At 67.9% G+C, this 16,916-nt stretch carries 17 protein-coding genes and 1 pseudogene; 11 read left to right on the top strand and 7 right to left on the bottom strand.

Annotated features, from left to right (window positions below):
• Nucleotides 1-117: 117 nt before the first annotated feature.
• The 4 genes from D0Z08_RS27125 (at nucleotide 118) to D0Z08_RS27110 (ending at nucleotide 4,411) form a co-directional block, all read left to right on the top strand.
• Entirely contained in the window at nucleotides 118-927 is an 810-nt protein-coding gene (locus D0Z08_RS27125; protein ID WP_118928422.1) for a helix-turn-helix transcriptional regulator, read from the top strand.
• 24 nt (nucleotides 928-951) lie between these two features.
• Nucleotides 952-2,979, top strand: coding sequence for an acetoacetate--CoA ligase (locus tag D0Z08_RS27120; protein WP_118928421.1), 2,028 nt, complete (start codon nucleotides 952-954; stop codon nucleotides 2,977-2,979).
• Between the two features lie 126 nt (nucleotides 2,980-3,105).
• Complete coding sequence (locus tag D0Z08_RS27115; RefSeq protein WP_118928420.1) at nucleotides 3,106-3,546, top strand: tautomerase family protein; 441 nt, start codon at nucleotides 3,106-3,108, stop codon at nucleotides 3,544-3,546.
• 52 nt (nucleotides 3,547-3,598) lie between these two features.
• Nucleotides 3,599-4,411 (top strand): enoyl-CoA hydratase-related protein, encoded by an 813-nt coding sequence (locus D0Z08_RS27110; protein WP_118928419.1) that lies wholly within the window; start codon nucleotides 3,599-3,601, stop codon nucleotides 4,409-4,411.
• Nucleotides 4,412-4,487: 76 nt separating this feature from the next.
• Here D0Z08_RS27110 and D0Z08_RS27105 read toward each other — a convergent pair whose 3' ends face one another.
• Genes D0Z08_RS27105 through D0Z08_RS27095 form a run of 3 tightly spaced genes read right to left on the bottom strand, consistent with a single transcriptional unit; the run spans nucleotide 4,488 to nucleotide 7,069 of the window.
• Nucleotides 4,488-5,474, bottom strand: a complete 987-nt coding sequence (locus D0Z08_RS27105; RefSeq protein WP_118928418.1) for an MDR family oxidoreductase — start codon at nucleotides 5,472-5,474, stop codon at nucleotides 4,488-4,490.
• Between the two features lie 32 nt (nucleotides 5,475-5,506).
• Nucleotides 5,507-6,268, bottom strand: coding sequence for an alpha/beta fold hydrolase (locus D0Z08_RS27100; RefSeq protein WP_118928417.1), 762 nt, complete (start codon nucleotides 6,266-6,268; stop codon nucleotides 5,507-5,509).
• A 39-nt stretch (nucleotides 6,269-6,307) separates the two neighbouring features.
• The gene (locus tag D0Z08_RS27095; RefSeq protein ID WP_118928416.1) at nucleotides 6,308-7,069 is read right to left on the bottom strand and encodes an enoyl-CoA hydratase/isomerase family protein; all 762 of its coding nucleotides are present in this window, start codon (nucleotides 7,067-7,069) and stop codon (nucleotides 6,308-6,310) included.
• Nucleotides 7,070-7,345: 276 nt separating this feature from the next.
• Here D0Z08_RS27095 and D0Z08_RS27090 point away from each other — a divergent pair, with 276 nt between their 5' ends.
• The 7 genes from D0Z08_RS27090 to D0Z08_RS32385 all read left to right on the top strand — a co-directional run bounded on the left by D0Z08_RS27090 (nucleotide 7,346) and on the right by D0Z08_RS32385 (nucleotide 12,450).
• Nucleotides 7,346-8,257, top strand: coding sequence for an MBL fold metallo-hydrolase (locus D0Z08_RS27090; RefSeq protein WP_118928415.1), 912 nt, complete (start codon nucleotides 7,346-7,348; stop codon nucleotides 8,255-8,257).
• Between the two features lie 25 nt (nucleotides 8,258-8,282).
• Nucleotides 8,283-9,182 carry an alpha/beta hydrolase gene (locus tag D0Z08_RS27085; RefSeq protein WP_118928414.1) on the top strand — a complete coding sequence of 300 codons (900 nt, stop codon included), beginning with the start codon at nucleotides 8,283-8,285 and terminating at the stop codon, nucleotides 9,180-9,182.
• 187 nt (nucleotides 9,183-9,369) lie between these two features.
• Complete coding sequence (locus D0Z08_RS27075; RefSeq protein WP_118928412.1) at nucleotides 9,370-10,587, top strand: acetyl-CoA C-acetyltransferase; 1,218 nt, start codon at nucleotides 9,370-9,372, stop codon at nucleotides 10,585-10,587.
• A 50-nt stretch (nucleotides 10,588-10,637) separates the two neighbouring features.
• Complete coding sequence (locus tag D0Z08_RS27070) at nucleotides 10,638-10,976, top strand: SDR family NAD(P)-dependent oxidoreductase (RefSeq protein WP_342772390.1); 339 nt, start codon at nucleotides 10,638-10,640, stop codon at nucleotides 10,974-10,976.
• A 46-nt stretch (nucleotides 10,977-11,022) separates the two neighbouring features.
• Nucleotides 11,023-11,796 carry an SDR family oxidoreductase gene (locus D0Z08_RS27065; RefSeq protein WP_245994550.1) on the top strand — a complete coding sequence of 258 codons (774 nt, stop codon included), beginning with the start codon at nucleotides 11,023-11,025 and terminating at the stop codon, nucleotides 11,794-11,796.
• A gap of 25 nt (nucleotides 11,797-11,821) precedes the next feature.
• Nucleotides 11,822-12,274, top strand: a complete 453-nt coding sequence (locus D0Z08_RS27060) for a MaoC family dehydratase (RefSeq protein WP_118928411.1) — start codon at nucleotides 11,822-11,824, stop codon at nucleotides 12,272-12,274.
• Nucleotides 12,274-12,450 carry a hypothetical protein gene (locus tag D0Z08_RS32385; RefSeq protein WP_182481513.1) on the top strand — a complete coding sequence of 59 codons (177 nt, stop codon included), beginning with the start codon at nucleotides 12,274-12,276 and terminating at the stop codon, nucleotides 12,448-12,450. Before D0Z08_RS27060 ends, D0Z08_RS32385 begins: the two co-directional genes overlap by 1 nt.
• On the opposite strand, the pseudogene D0Z08_RS27055 reads toward D0Z08_RS32385, so the two are convergent.
• From D0Z08_RS27055 to phaZ, 4 genes and pseudogenes are all read right to left on the bottom strand, one after another.
• Nucleotides 12,406-12,582, bottom strand: a pseudogene (locus D0Z08_RS27055) (integrase core domain-containing protein); the annotation flags it as partial. The gene D0Z08_RS32385 and the pseudogene D0Z08_RS27055 sit on opposite strands and share 45 nt — an antisense overlap.
• Nucleotides 12,583-13,494: 912 nt before the next feature.
• Nucleotides 13,495-14,304, bottom strand: a complete 810-nt coding sequence (locus tag D0Z08_RS27045; RefSeq protein ID WP_118928409.1) for a crotonase/enoyl-CoA hydratase family protein — start codon at nucleotides 14,302-14,304, stop codon at nucleotides 13,495-13,497.
• Complete coding sequence (locus tag D0Z08_RS27040; RefSeq protein ID WP_118928408.1) at nucleotides 14,301-16,109, bottom strand: cytochrome P450; 1,809 nt, start codon at nucleotides 16,107-16,109, stop codon at nucleotides 14,301-14,303. Before D0Z08_RS27040 ends, D0Z08_RS27045 begins: the two co-directional genes overlap by 4 nt.
• The gene (phaZ, locus tag D0Z08_RS27035) at nucleotides 16,109-16,915 is read right to left on the bottom strand and encodes a poly(3-hydroxyalkanoate) depolymerase (RefSeq protein ID WP_118928407.1); all 807 of its coding nucleotides are present in this window, start codon (nucleotides 16,913-16,915) and stop codon (nucleotides 16,109-16,111) included. Before phaZ ends, D0Z08_RS27040 begins: the two co-directional genes overlap by 1 nt.
• Nucleotide 16,916 lies beyond the last annotated feature (1 nt).

The raw sequence follows: 16,916 nt of genomic DNA, 5'->3' as shown, positions 1-16,916 counted from the left end.
CCTGGTCCGGACAGAGATAGGTAACGGGATACGTCATTGACCCAATGCCCCTGAGGCGGTCGGCGAGCAGTCTGTTCAGACCGACCGAAATCCGGACTGTTGCTCAGGAAGGCGCCGATGACCGCGATTGCAGCCACAGAGATCGACGTCCTCGACTTCGAGCCGGCAGGATCCCGGTTTCTCTGGGAGCGTGCGGTCCGCGACGTTCGCGGACCCACCTCGCTTACTGTCGGCGATCTCCGGCTCGCACGCGCGCCCTTCCCGTTCGGTGAGGAGGTCCCGTCCCTGGGCGAGCCCCAGGAGACGGGACGCGACGTCGTGGTGGTCGTGACCGGGCGCACCTTGACTGTGCCACGCGCCGTGTTGGTGGCAGCCGGGTGCGAGGCGAACCTGCCGTCGTACCTCGTGCTCGAGCAGGACGGACCGCTCGTCGAGGTCCTGGTCACGGTGCTCGACGAGGTCTGGAGCCGGGTTCCTTCCCTGAACGCATCAGAGGTCGAGGCAGCGCGCGGCGCACTCGTGGCGCTGACGGCAGGCGTCATCCGCGCGTGCAGTGGCCCGGCGGCACCTCGGTCCGGCTGGCCGGCCCTTCGCGCGCAGATGGACGAGTGGATCGATGACAACCTGCGCAACGGGCCGATCCACGTCGAGGACCTCGCGGCCGCCCACAATGTGTCGGCGCGAACCATCAACCGGGTGTTCTCGTCGACCGGCGAGACCATGAGTGCGGTCGTGCGCGCGCGGCGCCTCACCGCGGTCCGTGACGACCTCGTGCACACGGACCTGACCATCGCGGCCCTCGCCCAGCGCTGGTCCTACTACGACCCGAGTCACCTCGGCCGCGAGTTCCGCCGGCACTTCGGGGTCTCGCCGAGTGAGTACCGAGAGAGTCACGGCTGCTGTCCCAGCGGTCGTGGCGCCCGATGAGAGGCATGGCAGAAGGGTGGAGATGTGGATTTCCAAGTTGACGAGATCCCGGCGGTGAGCGCGAGCGCCGCCGGAGAGATCGCGTGGGAGCCGTCGGCGGAACGGGTGGAGGGCGCTCGGATCACCGAGTTCATCGACTGGCTCCAGGACACGGGCCGGCTCGAGGCCACCTCCTACCAGTCCTTGTGGGAGTGGTCGGTGTCGAGCGCGGAGGAGTTCTGGGCATCTCTCAAGGACTACTTCGGGGTGCAGATGAGCGGCACTGGTCCCGTGCTGTCGACACGGGAGATGCCCTTCGCCGAGTGGTTTCCCGGCAGGTGGCTGAACTACGTCGACACGGTGCTGAGCCACACGTCGTCATCGCGCCCGGCGATCATCGACGACTCCGAACCGGGTGGGCCCGGGCCGCGGACCATTTCCTGGACCGAGCTCGGTCGCCAGGTGTCCGCCCTCTCGAACTGGCTGCGCGATCGAGGCGTCGGGGAGGGAGACTGCGTGGTCGGCTACCTCCCGAACATCGCCGAGACCGTCATCGCCTTCCTCGCCACTGCGAGCGTCGGAGCGACGTGGTCGTGCTGCGGACAGGACTATCAACCCGAGGCGGTCGTCGACCGCCTCGGACAGTTGGAACCGGTCGTCCTCGTGACGGCGGACGGCTACCGCTTCGGCGGGCGTGAGGTCGACCGGCTCGCGACCCTGCCTGCCCTGCAGGCCGCGATCCCGACGCTGCGTGAGGTGCTCGTCGTCGACCGGCTCCACGCTGGGAGGAGCGTTCCCGCAGGCACGACCCCTTGGGCAGAGGCAGTCACGGGGGGCGGCCTGGCCATGACGCCCGCTCACGTGCCCTTCGACCACCCGCTCTGGGTGCTGTTCTCGTCGGGGACGACCGGGAAGCCGAAGGGGTTCGTCCACGGTCACGGGGGAGTGATGCTCGAGCACCTCAAGGCCCTCGCGCTCCATCTCGACCTGGGGTCGTCCGACACCTACCTCTGGTACACCTCGCCGAGCTGGATGGTCTGGAACTCCCTTGTGAGCGGTCTCCTCGTGGGCGCGACGATCGTCTGCTACGACGGCAGCCCGTCCTATCCGAGCGACGATGCGCTGTGGGCGCTGGCGGCCCGGCACGAGGTCACCGTGCTGGGGACGAGCCCGGCCTACCTGCAGGCCTGCGCCCGAACGGGTCGCTCGCCCGGCGCCGACCACGATCTGCGTCGGCTGAGGACCCTCGGTGCCACCGGCTCCGTGGTCCCTCCCGAGCTGCACTCGTGGGTTGCCGACCACGTCGGCCGCGATGTGCCGCTCGCCTCCGTGACGGGCGGCACCGATGTCGCCAGCGGATTCGCCGGCTTCGTGCCGATCCTGCCCGTCCGGGCCGGGGAGATCACGGCGCCGTACCTCGGCGTGGCCCTGGAGTCGTGGGACGAGGACGGGCGGAGCCTGCGCGACACCGTGGGGGAGCTGGTGGTCACCCTGCCGCTGCCTTCCATGCCGACCCGGTTCTGGGACGACGCCGACGGCGCCCGCTACCGGGAGGCCTACTTCGAGACCTACCCGGGCGTCTGGCGGCACGGTGACTGGATCACGATCACGGGGCGGAACACCGTGGTCGTCCATGGACGCTCCGACTCCACGCTGAACCGCAACGGGATCCGCATGGGCACTGCTGACATATACCGCGTCGTCGAGGAGCTCCCCGAGGTCGCGGAAGCACTGGTCATCGGGGCGGAGCAGGGGAACGGCGAGTACTGGATGCCCCTGTTCGTCGTACTGTCCGACCGGGCCGACCTCGACGAGGGTCTCCGCGAGCGCATCGTCGGGCGGATCCGCGAGGCGGTCTCGTCGCGGGTCGTGCCGGACGACATCGTCGCCGTGCGGGGGATCCCGCACACCCGCACGGGCAAGAAGCTCGAAGTGCCGGTGAAGCGCATCCTCCAAGGAGGCGACGCCGCTGCGGTCGCGGAAGCGCGATCGGTCGACGACCCCTCCCTGCTGGAGGACTTCGTCGACTATGCAGCCACCCGCGCCGCGACCTCTCGGTCGAAGCGTGCGTGACATCACGCCGCAGGCCAATCGGAGATGGCGGACGTGTCCTCACAACGGGCGCAAGCGTCACTTCGAAGCTGTGGCCCGCGTCACTAACTTTGATTGAAAGTCACCAACTGTTCAGGAGAAACCGCCATGCCGTACTGGGAGATCTTCGCCCCCGAGAATGCCTTCACCCCCTCTGAGAGGGAGCAGCTGTCGGAGGCCATCACGTCGCTCTACGTGGACATCGTCGACGTACCCAAGTTCTACGTGGTCGTGTTGTTCAAGGACATGCCCGCCAGCAGCATGTACGTCGGCGGCAAGGCGAACGACAACTTCGTCCGGATCCGGGTCGACCACATCGCGAGGAACGGCGGCACCGCAGAGGAACGTGCGCTGTTCATGAGCATCATCGAGGACAAGCTCGCCCCGTTCATCAAGGAGCGCGGCCGCGACTGGGAGATCCACATCGACGAGACGCCCTTGGACCTGTGGCGCACGCAGGGCCTCATCCCGCCGCCGGCCTTGTCCGACATGGAGAAGCTGTGGGCCAAGGAGAACCGACCCATCCCGTACGAGGTCGCCGCATCGTGATCGACGGCGAACGACGCAGAGCGCACCGAGCCACCACGAGAGGATCACACACATGACCGAGACGACAGCTCCGCCGGAGACCGATCTCGTCCTGACGGAGCGCCGGGGAGGGGTCCTGGTCCTCACCCTGAACCGTCCGGACCGGTTCAACTCCTGGAACGAGGAGCTGGAGCGGCGCTACTACGCGTTGCTCGACGAGGCCGAGGCGGATCCGGAGGTGCGCGCGGTCGTGGTGACCGGTGCCGGTCGCGGGTTCTGCTCTGGCGCCGACATGGACGACCTGCAGGGCCTCATCGAGAGCGGCGACTTCGGTGCGATGGTGGGGCGTGAGCCGCCGCGCCACCGACCGCTGCTGTTCGGCAAGCCGCTGGTCGCTGCCATCAACGGCGCGGCCGCCGGGCTCGGCCTCGTCGAGGCGTTGTACTGCGACATCCGCTTCGCCACCCCGAAGGCGAAGCTCACCGCCTCCTTCTCCCGCATCGGTCTCATCGGCGAGTACGGCGTCGCCTGGTTGTTGCCGCGGCTGGTGGGCAGGAGCCGCGCCTTGGACATCCTGCTCTCGTCCCGGGTGATCCTCGGCGAGGAGGCCCTTCGGCTGGGACTGGTCGACCGGATCGTCGCACCGGAGCTGCTGCTCGACGAGGCGGTGGCGTACGCCGAGGAGCTGGCCACGTCCTGCTCGCCGGCAGCGATGCGGGTGATCAAGGACCAGTTGCTCCGAACCGAGGACCTCACGTTCGCCGAGGCCATCGAGGACGGCGACCGGCTGATGCTGGAGGCACTCAACGGTGCCGACTTCAAGGAGGGCATCGCCAGCTACCTCGACGGTCGGCCGCCGGCCTTCTCCGGGCTCGCGATCCGCTGACAACGATCAAAAGGGTGGGCATCCCCGACGGGGATGCCCACCCTTTGATCTGTCCGCTCGGGCAACGGGCCCGGGGTCAGGCGTTGACGTCGACGACGGTGCGCCCTCGGACGGCTCCTTCGAGGACGCGCTGGGCAACCTCGACGGCCTGGTCCAGCGGAACGGTGGTGGTCATCTCCTTGAGGAGCCCTCCGTCGAGGTGCGCAGCAAGGAGTTCCCACGCTTCATTGCGGCTCGGCGCCGGGGCGAGGACGGAGTCGATCCCGATCAGCGTCACACTCCGCTGGATGAACGGAATGACCGAACCCGGAAGGTCGAACCCCTGCGCGAGCCCGCAGTTGGCGACTGCTCCGCCGTAGCGGATCTGCCGCAGGACGTTGACCAGGGTCCGGCTGCCGACGGTGTCCACCGCGCCGGCCCACTGCTCGGCACCGAGCAGTCCTCGGGCCGGCTCGGAGAGCTCCTTGCGATCGGTCACCTTGGAAGCGCCGAGGCGGAGCAGGTAGGCGTCCTCCGAGCGGCGTCCGGTCGAGGCGTGCACTTCATGGCCGAGGGCTGACAGCAGCGCGATGGCCACGGACCCGACACCTCCCGCAGCGCCGGTCACCATCACGGGGCCGCGGTCGGGCAGCACGTCATGACGTCGAAGTGCCACCACGCTGAGGGCAGCGGTGTATCCGGCGGTACCGATCGCCATGGCCTCCCAGGTCGTGAACCGCTCCGGAATCCGGGTCACCCAGCTCGCAGGAACTCGGGCACGAGTCGCCAGGCCGCCGTTGTGGTTGACCGCGAGTCCCCATCCGTTCACGACGACCTGGTCACCAGGGGCGAACCCCGACTCCGCGGTTGCCTCGACGACGACGCCCGCCAGGTCGATGCCGGCGACGATCGGGAATCGCTCGACGACAGGAGCAGCACCGGTGATCCCGAGGCCGTCCTTGAAGTTCACCGTCGAGTAGTCGACGGCGATGGTGACATCTCCCTCGCCCAGGTCGTCGTCCGGGATCTCGGTCAGCGAGGCGCGCTGCCCGGCTTCGTCCTTGGTGATCTGTAGTGCTCGCAACGTGGTGCCTTTCGTGGGTGGTGGTCGGGTGTCTACGCGTGGGCGTCGACGGGCGAGAGGGAGTTCCAGAAGCTCGTGAGGGTCGCGGCTGCCAGCGCAGGGTTCTCGAGCATCCACCAGTGGCCGTGGGGAAGCTCGGCGACCGTTGCGCCTACACGCGCAGCCGTGCGACGTCGCATCTCCACGTCTCCGACGAAGTCGTCGCCGGTGGCGATGACGACGAGACCGGGAATCACCGCCGCGTCGGCCAGGCTCTGCGCCATCTGCTTGAGGATCGACTCGGGGGCGGAACGGTAGAGGGAGAGGAGGCAGCGGGTCAGGGTCTGGTCCTGTCCCTCGGCCAGCCGCTGGGCGGTCTCGGTCGGGATCCCGAGGAATTCGTTCGTTTGGACCCGCTCCTCCACCGTTCCGCCGAAGAGCGCGTGGACGACTGCCTCGCCCTTGTCGATGGCGCGCCACTCCTGGGCGAAGTCGTGCCAGACGTAGGCCGGGTCGTAGCCACCGATGACGTCGACGGTCCACGACAGGAAGAGGTCCGGCCGGACCAGAACTGCGTTCAAGGCGTGTACGCCGCCCCAGTCGTGACCCACCACGTGGACCGGATGACCGATCGTCTCCACTTCCCTGATCAACCAGTCGCGGTACTCGATCCAGCTGGCACCGAACCGCTCGGGAACCGGTGCGCCGAAGCCCGGGGGAGACAAGGGGACGACGTCATCGCGCCCCAGTTCCTCGAGCATCGGTCGCCAGACGACGTCCGTCTCTGGAACTCCGTGGACCAGCACTGTAGTCATGAGACTTCTCCTTCTTCGTGAGTGACGTGGCAGGGGAGTTCATCTGCCGACATATCGGGGGTCTCGCTTCTCGAGGAAGGACCGCACTCCCTCGCGATGGTCCTCCGTGGCGAAGAGCGCGCCCTGCGTGGTGCCCACCCAGGCACCGAGGTCACGCCAGTCCGGATCGAGAGCTCGCCGTAGCCCACTCTTGGTGGCGGCCACAGCCAGTGGTGGGTTCGCCGCGATCCGCTCGGCCAGCGTCAGCGCCGTCGGCAACAGCTGGTCGTCGTCGACGACCCGGCTCACGAGGCCGATCCGCTCGGCGCGCTCGGCGTCGATCACCTCGCCCGTGAACAGCAGCTCCGCCGCTCGTTCGCGGCCGACGGCCTGCGCGAGCAGTCCTAAGCCGGCGACGTCGCTGCAGATCCCACGCTTGACGAACAGCTCACCGAAGCACGCGCGGCTGGCGGCGACGCGGATGTCAGCCATCAGTGCCAGCTCCATGCCCCACCCGAGGGCGGGCCCGTTGATGGCAGCGATGATCGGGACGTCCGTGTGCAGCAGCGCCTCGGCGGCCTCGGTCAGCTGGGGCGCGAAGCGGGGCGCCGGCCCTTCGCCGCCCCCCATCACCTCCCGGACATCGTCGCCCGAGCAGAACGATCGACCCGCGCCGGTGATCACCAGCGCGCGAGCCGTCGTCGTGCGAATGAGCGAGGTGAGTTCGGCGTAGGACTCGTGGCGCAGTGCGTTGTGGACATGGGGCCGGTTCAACGTCAGGAGGCCGACGTGGCCGTTCTCGACGTAGGAGATGTCCTGCATCGTCGTCCTTCCGCGAGATCGAGGTCCACCAGCACGCTAGGAGTCCGAAGCGGATCCGCGAAGGGACGTGGCCGCCCTCTGGGTGGACGCGACCGCCACGATCGTTCGCGACCGGGGCAGGTGACTGTCTCGGCGCGAAGGTGGCGGCTGCGTACCGGTGCCCGGCGCTCTCGACCTACGTCCCGGGGATCGCGCGCTCCTAGTGTCGGTGTACCGGTGGGAAACGACCTCTCACCGCACATCGCTCAGCAGCACACCCCAACCTGGAGGTACGTCGTGAACACCGACAACCGCCCGCCGGCCACAGCAGCCCCGCCGATCAAGGCGACGGTGTACGTCGGTCGCTGGCCCACCATCCCCGCGGGAGACTGGCCCGACATTCCCAGTGGGAAGTTCTCGCCCACCACCGCGACCCTCGTCACCGGTCCGACCGAGGCAGTGCTCATTGACGCGCAGTACCTCAAGGACGACGTCCGGGACCTGGGGGACCTGATCGAGCGTACCGAGAAGCGGCTCACGACGATCTACGTGACACACGACCACCCCGACCACTACCTGGGCATCGGTCCACTGATGGAGCGGTTCCCGGACGCCAAGTGCGTCGCGCTGCCCCATGTCGTCGAGTCCATGAAGGAATCCATGGAGCTGCAGCGCCAGCAGTGGGCGATGCTTTTCGGCGATGCGTGCGTAGAGGCAGGGGCGCTGCCTGACCCGATCGACGACCTCACCCTTCATGTCGACGGCTCGCCGCTCCACATCATCGAGGTGAAGCAGGCCGACATCCATCCGACGAGCATCGTGCACGTCCCCGAGATCGATGTCGTCGTGGCCGGCGACTCCATCTACAACGAGATCCATCCGATGCTCGGCCTGTCGACGCCCGAGGAGTGGCAGGACTGGCTGGAGACGGTCGAGCTGGTGGAGAAGCTGGCACCCAAGGTGATCGTCGCCGGCCACCGCAGGCCCGACGGCGACGACCACGCCGTCGGTTCAATGATCGCCGAGACACGTGCCTACATCCAGGACTTCGCGGCCGCCTACCAGGTGGCGGTCGATGCGGAGGACCTGGTCCGAATCATGTCGGCGAAGTACCCCGGCCACGGAAACCTCTGGACCCTGCAGTTCTCGGCCATGAGTGCCATCCAGCTGCGCGAGACAGGGTCGACTGCGGCAGACATTCGGCCCTGACCACCCCTTTGTGAAAGGAACTGCCATGCCACGCGTGGATGTTGAATTCCCGGCGGACGATGTCACTCTGCGCGGGTGGTTCTACCCTGCGGAAGGGGCGGCTTCCCGGGCTCCGGTGATCGTGATGGTGCACGGGCTGTCAGCCGTCAAGGAAATGCATCTCGACGACTACGCCGAGGTCTTTTCCCGAGCCGGGCTGAACGTTCTGGCCTATGACCACCGAGGCTTCGGGGCGAGCGACGGCGCTCCGCGCCAGGACATCGACCCGATCACCCAGGCTCGCGACCTTCGCCACGCCATCACGTATGTGACGGGGCGTGAGGACGTCGACCCCGACCGTGTCGGCATCTGGGGATCGAGCCATGGCGGCGGCCTCGTACTGAGCGTGGCCGCAGTCGATCGTCGGGTACGAGCCGTGGTCGCCCAGGTGCCCTTCATCAGCGGGTCCGGCCAGGTGACGCGGCTCGTTCGCCCCGACTTCCTGCCCACGATGCGTGCCCAGCTGGACGGCGAGCGACGCAACCTCTACCACGGTGGGGAGCCCACCCTCATGCCAGCGGTCGACGCGGATCCGATGGGCCCCGCGCTGATGGCCAGCGTCGAAGCCTGGGAGTTCTTCACCAAGACCGCGCAGGACAGGGCCCCGTCCTGGCGCAACGAGGTGACGGTCCGCTCGCTCGAGCGGATCACGGAGTTCGAGCCCGGCGATGGGATCCATCGCATCTCGCCGTCCCCGTTGCTGATGATCGTGGCTGACCAGGACGTCAGTGCGTATGCAGACCTCGCGTTCGAGGCCTACGAACGGGCGCGTGAGCCCAAGGAGCTGGTCGTGCTGTCTTGCGGTCACTTCGACGTCTACACCGGTGCGGCCTTCGAGACGTCATCAAAGGCTGCCTGCGAGCACTTCGTGCGCGCCCTGGCGTAGGACCCGTCCGCGACGACCAGCCCATGGCAAGGAGAACTGGCCCATCCCCTACGAGGTCGCTGCCTCGTGACCAAGCACCCCGGGGTACGGCGGCGCCGTACCCCGGGGCACCAGCCAGAACCTGGCGCGCCTCGGTGGACGCGCAGTGCAGACAAACACGCAATCGCCTAGTTACGGAGATACCCCCATGCCCGAAGCAGTCATCGTCTCTGCCGCCCGCTCGCCCATCGGCAGGGCCGTCAAGGGCTCGCTGAAGGACATGCGTCCCGACGACCTCGCCGTCCAGATGGTCCGGGCGGCGTTGGCCAAGGTGCCCGGGCTCGACCCGGCCGACGTGGTCGACCTGGTCCTGGGCGTGGGGCAGCCGGCGGGGGAGTCCGGCAACAACCTCGGCCGTGCTGTCGCGGTACTGGCGGGCATGGACCACCTGCCCGGTGTCACGGTCAACCGGTACTGCTCGAGCAGCCTGCAGACCACACGGATGGCCTTTCACGCGATCAAGGCGGGCGAGGGTGACGTCTACATCTCGGCCGGTGTCGAGACGGTGAGTCGCTTCGGCAACGGGTTCGCCGACAACCCCGAGGGGCAGAATCCGGCCTTCGCCGATGCGCAGGCGCGCACCGAGAAGCGCGCGGGCGGCGGCGCCGAGACCTGGGTGGACCCGAGTACGGCGGGCGAGCTGCCCGACCTCTACATCGCGATGGGCCAGACCGCTGAGAACGTCGCACAGGTCCTTGGAATGAGTCGCCGGGAGCAGGACGAGTTCGCGGTCCGCAGCCAGAACCTCGCCGTCCAGCGGATCGAGGAAGGTTTCTGGGTCCGCGAGATCACTCCGGTCACCCTGCCCGACGGCACAGTCGTCGCTGCCGACGACGGCCCGCGTCCCGGCACCACGCTCGAGGCGCTCGCCGGTCTCAAGCCGGTATTCCGCCGCGACGGCACCGTCACCGCCGGCAACGCGTGTCCGCTGAACGACGGTGCGGCCGCGCTCGTGGTGATGTCCGACGTCCGTGCCAGGCAGCTCGGCCTGCAGCCGCTGGCGCGCATCGTGTCCACCGCGGTCACCGGCCTCTCGCCGGAGGTCATGGGGCTTGGGCCGGTGGAGGCGATTCCTGCAGCGCTGAAGCAGGCGGGCCTGGGCATCGAGGACATCGACCTCTTCGAGATCAACGAAGCCTTCGCGGTGCAGTCGCTCGGGTCGGCGCAGCAGCTCGGCATTCCGCTGGACAAGCTCAACGTCAACGGTGGCGCGATCGCCGTCGGCCACCCATTCGGAATGACCGGTGCCCGCATCACCGCCACGCTGATCAACTCGCTGCAGTGGCACGACAAGCAGTTCGGCGTGGAGTCCATGTGTGTCGGCGGCGGCATGGGCATGGCCATGGTCCTCGAGCGACTGAGCTGAGGGGTTGACCGACATGAGCAAGCGATTCGAGGGCAAGACCGCGATCGTGACTGGAGCCAGCCGCGGCATCGGCCTGGCCATCGCCGAGCGGCTCGTCGCCGAGGGCGCATGTCGTCATCACGGCCCGCAAGAAGGAGACCCTCGACGAGGCGGTCGCCCACCTCGGCGGCCCCTCGGTAGCCTTGGGCATCGCCGGGAAGGCCGACGACCTCGAGCACCAGGCCGACACCGTGCGCCAGGCGCTCTGGGCGTTCGGCAGTCTCGACCTGCTCGTCAACAACACAGGCATCAACCCGGCCTACGGTCAGCTGGTCGACCTCGATCTGGGCGTCGCCCGCAAGGTCATCGAGGTGAACTCACTGGCCTGCAGTGCACCCGCGCTGCCATGACAGCCCTGATCCCAGCGCTCTCACCCGCTTCCTGAGAGGAACTCGTATGACCCAGAACATGACCTCCGCTCGCCGGACCGCCGTCGTCACCGGAGCCGCGCGCGGCATCGGCGCGACCGTGGCCCGTCGCCTGGCCGAGGACGGCCTCGCGGTCGCCGTCGTGGACCTCGACGAGTCGGCCTGCAAGGACGTCGTCGTCCAGATCGAGGCGGCCGGCGGCCGGGCACTGGCCGTCGGTGTCGACGTGGCCGACGAGGGCGCCGTCCAGACTGGCGTCGAGCGCGTCGTAGCGGACCTCGGCGTGCCGACCGTGCTGGTCAACAACGCCGGCATCACCCGCGACAACCTGATCTTCAGGATGAGCGCCACCGACTGGGACCAGGTGATGAACGTCCACCTGCGCGGCTCGTTCCTGATGACTCGCGCCGTGCAGGGCTACATGACCAAGGCCGGACACGGGCGAATCGTCAACATGTCCAGCACCTCGGCGCTGGGCAACCGAGGTCAGGTCAACTATGCCGCAGCCAAGGGAGGGCTGGAGAGCTTCACCCGCACCCTGGCGCTGGAGCTGGGCAAGTTCGGCATCACCACGAACGCCATCGCTCCCGGCTTCATCGACACGGCGATGCTCTCGGCGACGGCCGACCGGCTCGGCATGGCTTACGACGACTTCCTGGCCGCGGGCGCGGAGACGATTGCCGTGGGCCGGGTCGGCACTCCGGACGACATCGCCCAGGCGGTCTCGTTCTTCGCCGACGAGCGATCCGGTTACGTCAACGGCCAGATCCTGGCCGTAGCCGGCGGGCCGTCACATTTCTGAGCGGGCGGGAGAGGCTCACACTCACATGAAGGTCTTCCACGGCGTCGATGAACTCCGGGCGGCGGCCGGCACCCACCTCGGCCACTCCGACTGGCACACGATTACCCAGGACCAGATCGACGCCTTCGCCGCGACTACCGGCGACCACCAGTGGATCCACGTCGATACCGAGAAGGCCGCTGCCGGCCCCTTCGGGTCGACCATCGCCCACGGGTTCCTCACCCTCAGCCTGCTGCCGATGCTGACCTGGCAGGTCTACAAGGTCGAGGGCGTCAGCGCGGGACTCAACTACGGCGCCAACAAGCTGCGCTTCCCCTCACCTGTCCCGGTCGGCTCGAAGGTTCGGGCCGGGGTCGAGCTGCTCGAAGTCGCGCCGATCGCGCTTGGCTACCAGGTGGCCACGCGGGTGACTATCGAGCGCGAGGGCGGCGACAAGCCGGCCTGTGTGGTCGACATGCTCTCGGTGGTGGTCCCCTGATGGCCGCGACCGCGGCGCCCGGCCTCGACCTCGTTGCCCTCGGTGCCTGGACGCACCTCGATCTCAAGAAGACCAAGGGCGACCAGGTCGCGCTCGGCGCTGCGGGTGCGCACCGCGCCGCGCTGGCTGACCTAGTTGTTCTGGCCGGGGAGGTTGGGCACGCGGTCGATGGGTGACTTGCCCTTGAGGCTGGTGTGGCCGCGGTGGTGATTGTAGTGGTGGAGCCATGCCGGGTAGGACGCTGCGCGGTCGGCTTCTGAGAGGTAGCTGCGGGCGTAGGCCCACTCCTCGAGCAGGGTCCGGTTGAACTCCGCGGACGCGGCATCGACAGCCTTCCCAGAATCCGCACCACCACCGACCAGGCGGAGTCCTAGACTCCCCGAAACCGATCACTTTTCAAGCGCCGGTACCGACCAGCTTTCGAGCGCCGTCCACATGATCACGCGTGCTGGTCCTACGGGTTCAACTCCCCCCACGAGCCGTTCGATGCGTAGTGGACGATTCCGCCCAGCTGTCGGATCCCCACTCGATCATCGTGAACACTTCCCATCCGTCTGGAAACCATTGGTGATCCCTTCACGATGGGCCTCCGGGTCGTGATGCACAGGCGCGGAACTACCTATTCACCTACGCAGAACCGATCGAATGCGCAACTGCGGAGTGGACGCAGGGTGGTGGTGCCCGGCCAACACCTGAATCGCGAGGTACGCACCGATCTTGGTAATTGCCTTGCCGGACAACGGCGAGATCGGGCTCGTCCCGCCCGCCGAGTTCGAGGCCAACCACTGGGCCAGCGTCACGCCCGAGCACCGTCCTGACCGGGGGCTGGTTCCAAGTAATCGAGCCTCCACGAAACCCGGGGCGATTCACGGTCGACCAATGCCGCGTTGTAGGCGAACCGCGGACCCGTGAGGTTGGCCAGTGACTCCTGCCAGTAGGTCAGGCACCAGACGGCCGTGAGGGCCAGGGGTCCGATCAGCATGCGGTCGCGGGCGACGCCCTGTCCTACGTAGGCGAGCCCAGGCGATAGATAGAGCGGCATGAGGACCTGGCCGACCAGCACGGCGTGACGTGAGCCTCGGGAATCGTCGCGTCCGTTTCGAACTGGGCCAATCCGCCGTCGAGGGCCCAGAAGACGTACCCCAGGAACGCGACGAATGCGCCGCCCATCACCGCGAGCGTCGGGGGCAGGAGCCCGTGGCGCTGCGACGTACGGTCGGCTACTTGCCCTGCCACTGGGGCTCGCGCTTTTCGGCGAAGGCGCGCGGGCCCTCCTGGGCGTCGGCGCTCTTGAAGAGGACGCCGATCTCCTTGTCGTTCTCGGCCCACATGCGCGGCTCGCCCTCCGGCTCTCCGTCGACGATGCGATAGGCGAGCCGCTTGCTCGCCTGGACGGCCAGCGGCGCGTTCTTGGCGATCTGGGCTGCCAGCTCGAGGGCAGCGTCGAGGGCGGTGCCGTCAGGGACGACGCGGTTGACCAGGCCCCAGCGCGCTGCCTCAGTGGAGGAGATCGGCTCGCCGGTCAACAGCAGCTCGAGGGCGATCTTCTGGGGGACAGCCTCGGTGATCCGGAAGACCCCGCCGCCGCCGGCGATGAGGCCGCGCTTCACCTCGGGAAGGCCGAAGGATGCACTCTCGGTCGCGACGATCAGGTCGCACGCCAGCGCCAGCTCGGAACCACCGCCGAGCGCCTTGCCGTTGACGGCGGCGATCACGGGCTTGCTCGTGAAGTGACGGACGAATCCTGCGAAGCTGTACTTTGCCATCCGCGGCGGGATGTTGAGCGTGCCCTTCGCCAGTGCCTTCAGGTCGAGGCCGGCGGAGAACGCGGCGTCGCCGCTGCCCGTGATCACAATGCAGCGGACATCGGGGTCGTCCTTGGCCTGCTCCAGGGCGTCGCCGATGAGGAACCAGACGTCTCCGTCGACGGCGTTGCGCGCCTTAGGCCGGTTGATCGTCAGCACCAGGATGTGGTCGCGCCGCTCGATCAGCACCTTGCTGGTGTCGACCTGGGTGTCATTCTGGGTCATGCGTGGTTCTCTCCGTTCGCGATGAGTTCGTCGCGCACCTTGCGCTCGTACAACTTGCCGGTGTCGGAACGCGGCAGCTCGTGGGTGAAGGTGATCCGCGGCGGGCACGTGTAGCGGGCAAGGGCCTCTTCGCACGAGGCGCTAAGGGCTGCTGCCAGCTCGTCCCCGGCGTCGGCGGGATCGACCGGATGGACGACGGCGACGGCGATCTCGCCGAGTTCGTCGTCGGGTACGCCGACCACCGCTGCGTCGTAAACGCGGGGATGCTCGATCAGTCGGTTCTCGGCGTCCTGCGGGTACACGTTGACGCCGCCGGTGATGATTATGAGGTTCGCGCGGTCGGTGAGGTAGAGGTAGCCGTCCTGGTCGAGCCGTCCGATGTCGCCGCCGCTGCGCCTGCCTTCCTGGCTGGTCGTCGAGGCGTCCTTCTCGGGATCGTTGAGGAAGCTGTATTCAACGCCCTCCGCCCAGATCTGGCCCACCTCGCCGACGGGCAGCTCGTTGCCGACCGCGTCGCAGATGTGCAGACCACCGAACAAGGGCTTGCCGACCGTTCCCTCGTGTGCGAGCCACTCCTCGGCCGTGGTGAAGGTGAAGCCGGCGCCTTCGGAGGACGACCAGTACTCAGAGACGATCGGGCCCCACCACTCCAGCATCTGGTGCTTGACCTGGACTGGGCACGACGCCGCTGCGTGCACCACGCCCTGCAGGCTGCTCACGTCGTACGACAGCCACTGCTCCTCGGGAAGCTTGAGCATTCGCGTGAATATCGTCGGCACGAACTGGCCGTGGGTAACCCGGTGGGTCTGGATCGCGTCACGGCAGCGGACCGGGTCGAACTTCTTCAGGACCACCACAGTGGCGCCCATCCGCAGCATCGACATCGTCCACATGAACGGAGCCGAGTGGTAGAGCGGTGGGCAAAGGTACGTCGCCTCGCCGGTCGCGCCGCGGCCGGTCGTCCCCGAGGAGTACTGCAGGATGTCGCCCTCGAGGGTGGTGTCGCGGACGAGCGGCGTCGCCTCCGCGAGCAGCGCCTCGTAGGCGGTCCAGCCGAGCCGGTCCCCGTTGCGGTGCGGAGCACCCGGTGCGGGCCGGTCGCAGCCAGTGCGAGCATTTGCAGCGCACTCGTCCGGTCCATGGTGCTGGTCGGCTCGGTCACCTTCACGGGCAGGTGCTCGATGCCGTGATGAACGTCGATCCGACCCAGGTCGGCTCGCCGTCCAGCCGCATGTCCGGAAACGGGTCAGCAGCTCGGTGAGCAGGGTGGAGATCTGGAGCCGGGCCAGCCGGGTGCCGAGGCAGAAGCGCGGGCCGATCCCGAACCCGAGGTGGTAGGTGTTGTCGCGGTCCAGGTCCAAGCGGTGCGGGTCGTCGTAGTGCTTCGGGTCGCGATTGGCCGCGCCGTACCTGAGGACGACTTTGTCGCCGGTGCGGACCTGCTGGCCGTCGGACTCGACGTCACGCGTCGCCGTACGTCGGAACGTCATCACCGGACTGATGTAGCGGGCGAGCTCGCCGGTGATCTTCTGGTCGACCTCGCGCCGGCCGGCAGCGACGTCGACGGCGAGGGGCTTCCACAGTCCGTGTTGGAGGAGCGCGATAATGCCGCCCGAGGGAGTTTCGAGTGGTCTCGTTGCGGCCACGGTGAGGAGCAGCCAGAACATGCAGAGTTCCTCGACGGTCAGCCGCTCGCTGTCGACCTCAGCGGTGGCCAAGCTGGAGACGATGTCGTTCTGCGGGTTCTGCCGCCGCTCCTCGAGGACGGGGCGCTCGTCTCGGGCGCGCTGGTCGCAAACCGACATCAGCCGTCCTTCTGTCTCAAGAACCCCGCAACTCTCGGAGCCAGGTCGTGTGCATGGGTCACGAGACCCAGATGGCCCTCGGGGTAGATGTGCAGCGAGGAGTGGGGAAGCAGGCGGTTCATCAGCTTGGGGTTGGCGATCGGGATCAGCGGGTCGTCATCGCCGGCGAGGATGAGCGTCGGCTGACGGATCATCGGCAAGAACGGAAGGCTCGTCCAGCCCACCCCGGCAAGCAGCTGGAGCGCGTAGCCGCGCCCGGACGCGGGACGCGAATGACCCTGGAGAAACTCTTTGGCGAGAGCGGGCTCGTCGCGAAAGCGTCCGCCATAGAGGTTGGCGGCGATGCTGGCCGCATAGGCGGGATCGCGATACCGGCGGGGTGTAGCCATCTTGCTCAGCACGCGGGGATGAGCCGGCACCATGAGCGACCCGGTCGCGGTGCTCACCAGCACGACTCGCCGGCATCGACGCGGGTTCTGGAGTGCGAACTGTTGGGCAAGGCCGCCGCCCCATGAGATGCCGAGGACGTCGACCTCGTCGTGTCCCAGGTCGTCGAGGATGCGGCCGACCGTGCAAGCCAGGGACGCGAAGGTGTACGGCAACCGCGGGAGCTCGGAGCCCCCGACTCCTGGGACGTCGAACCTGATGACGGGAATCGAGGGATCCAGCCGGTCGACGAAAGGTTGGAGCAGGTCGAGACTGGCGCCGATTCCGTTGCACAGCACGAGTGGGCGGCCGTCGCCGGGGCGTACGGCGACGCGGATGCGCCGTCCGCGGATGCGTACATCGCGGACAAGGTCGGTCACG

The organism is Nocardioides immobilis, from assembly GCF_003515065.1.
GTDB classification, from domain to species: Bacteria; Actinomycetota; Actinomycetes; order Propionibacteriales; family Nocardioidaceae; genus Nocardioides; species Nocardioides immobilis.
The sequence above is the reverse complement of the archived record's forward strand: the minus strand, read 5'-3'. Positions and strand labels throughout refer to the sequence as shown.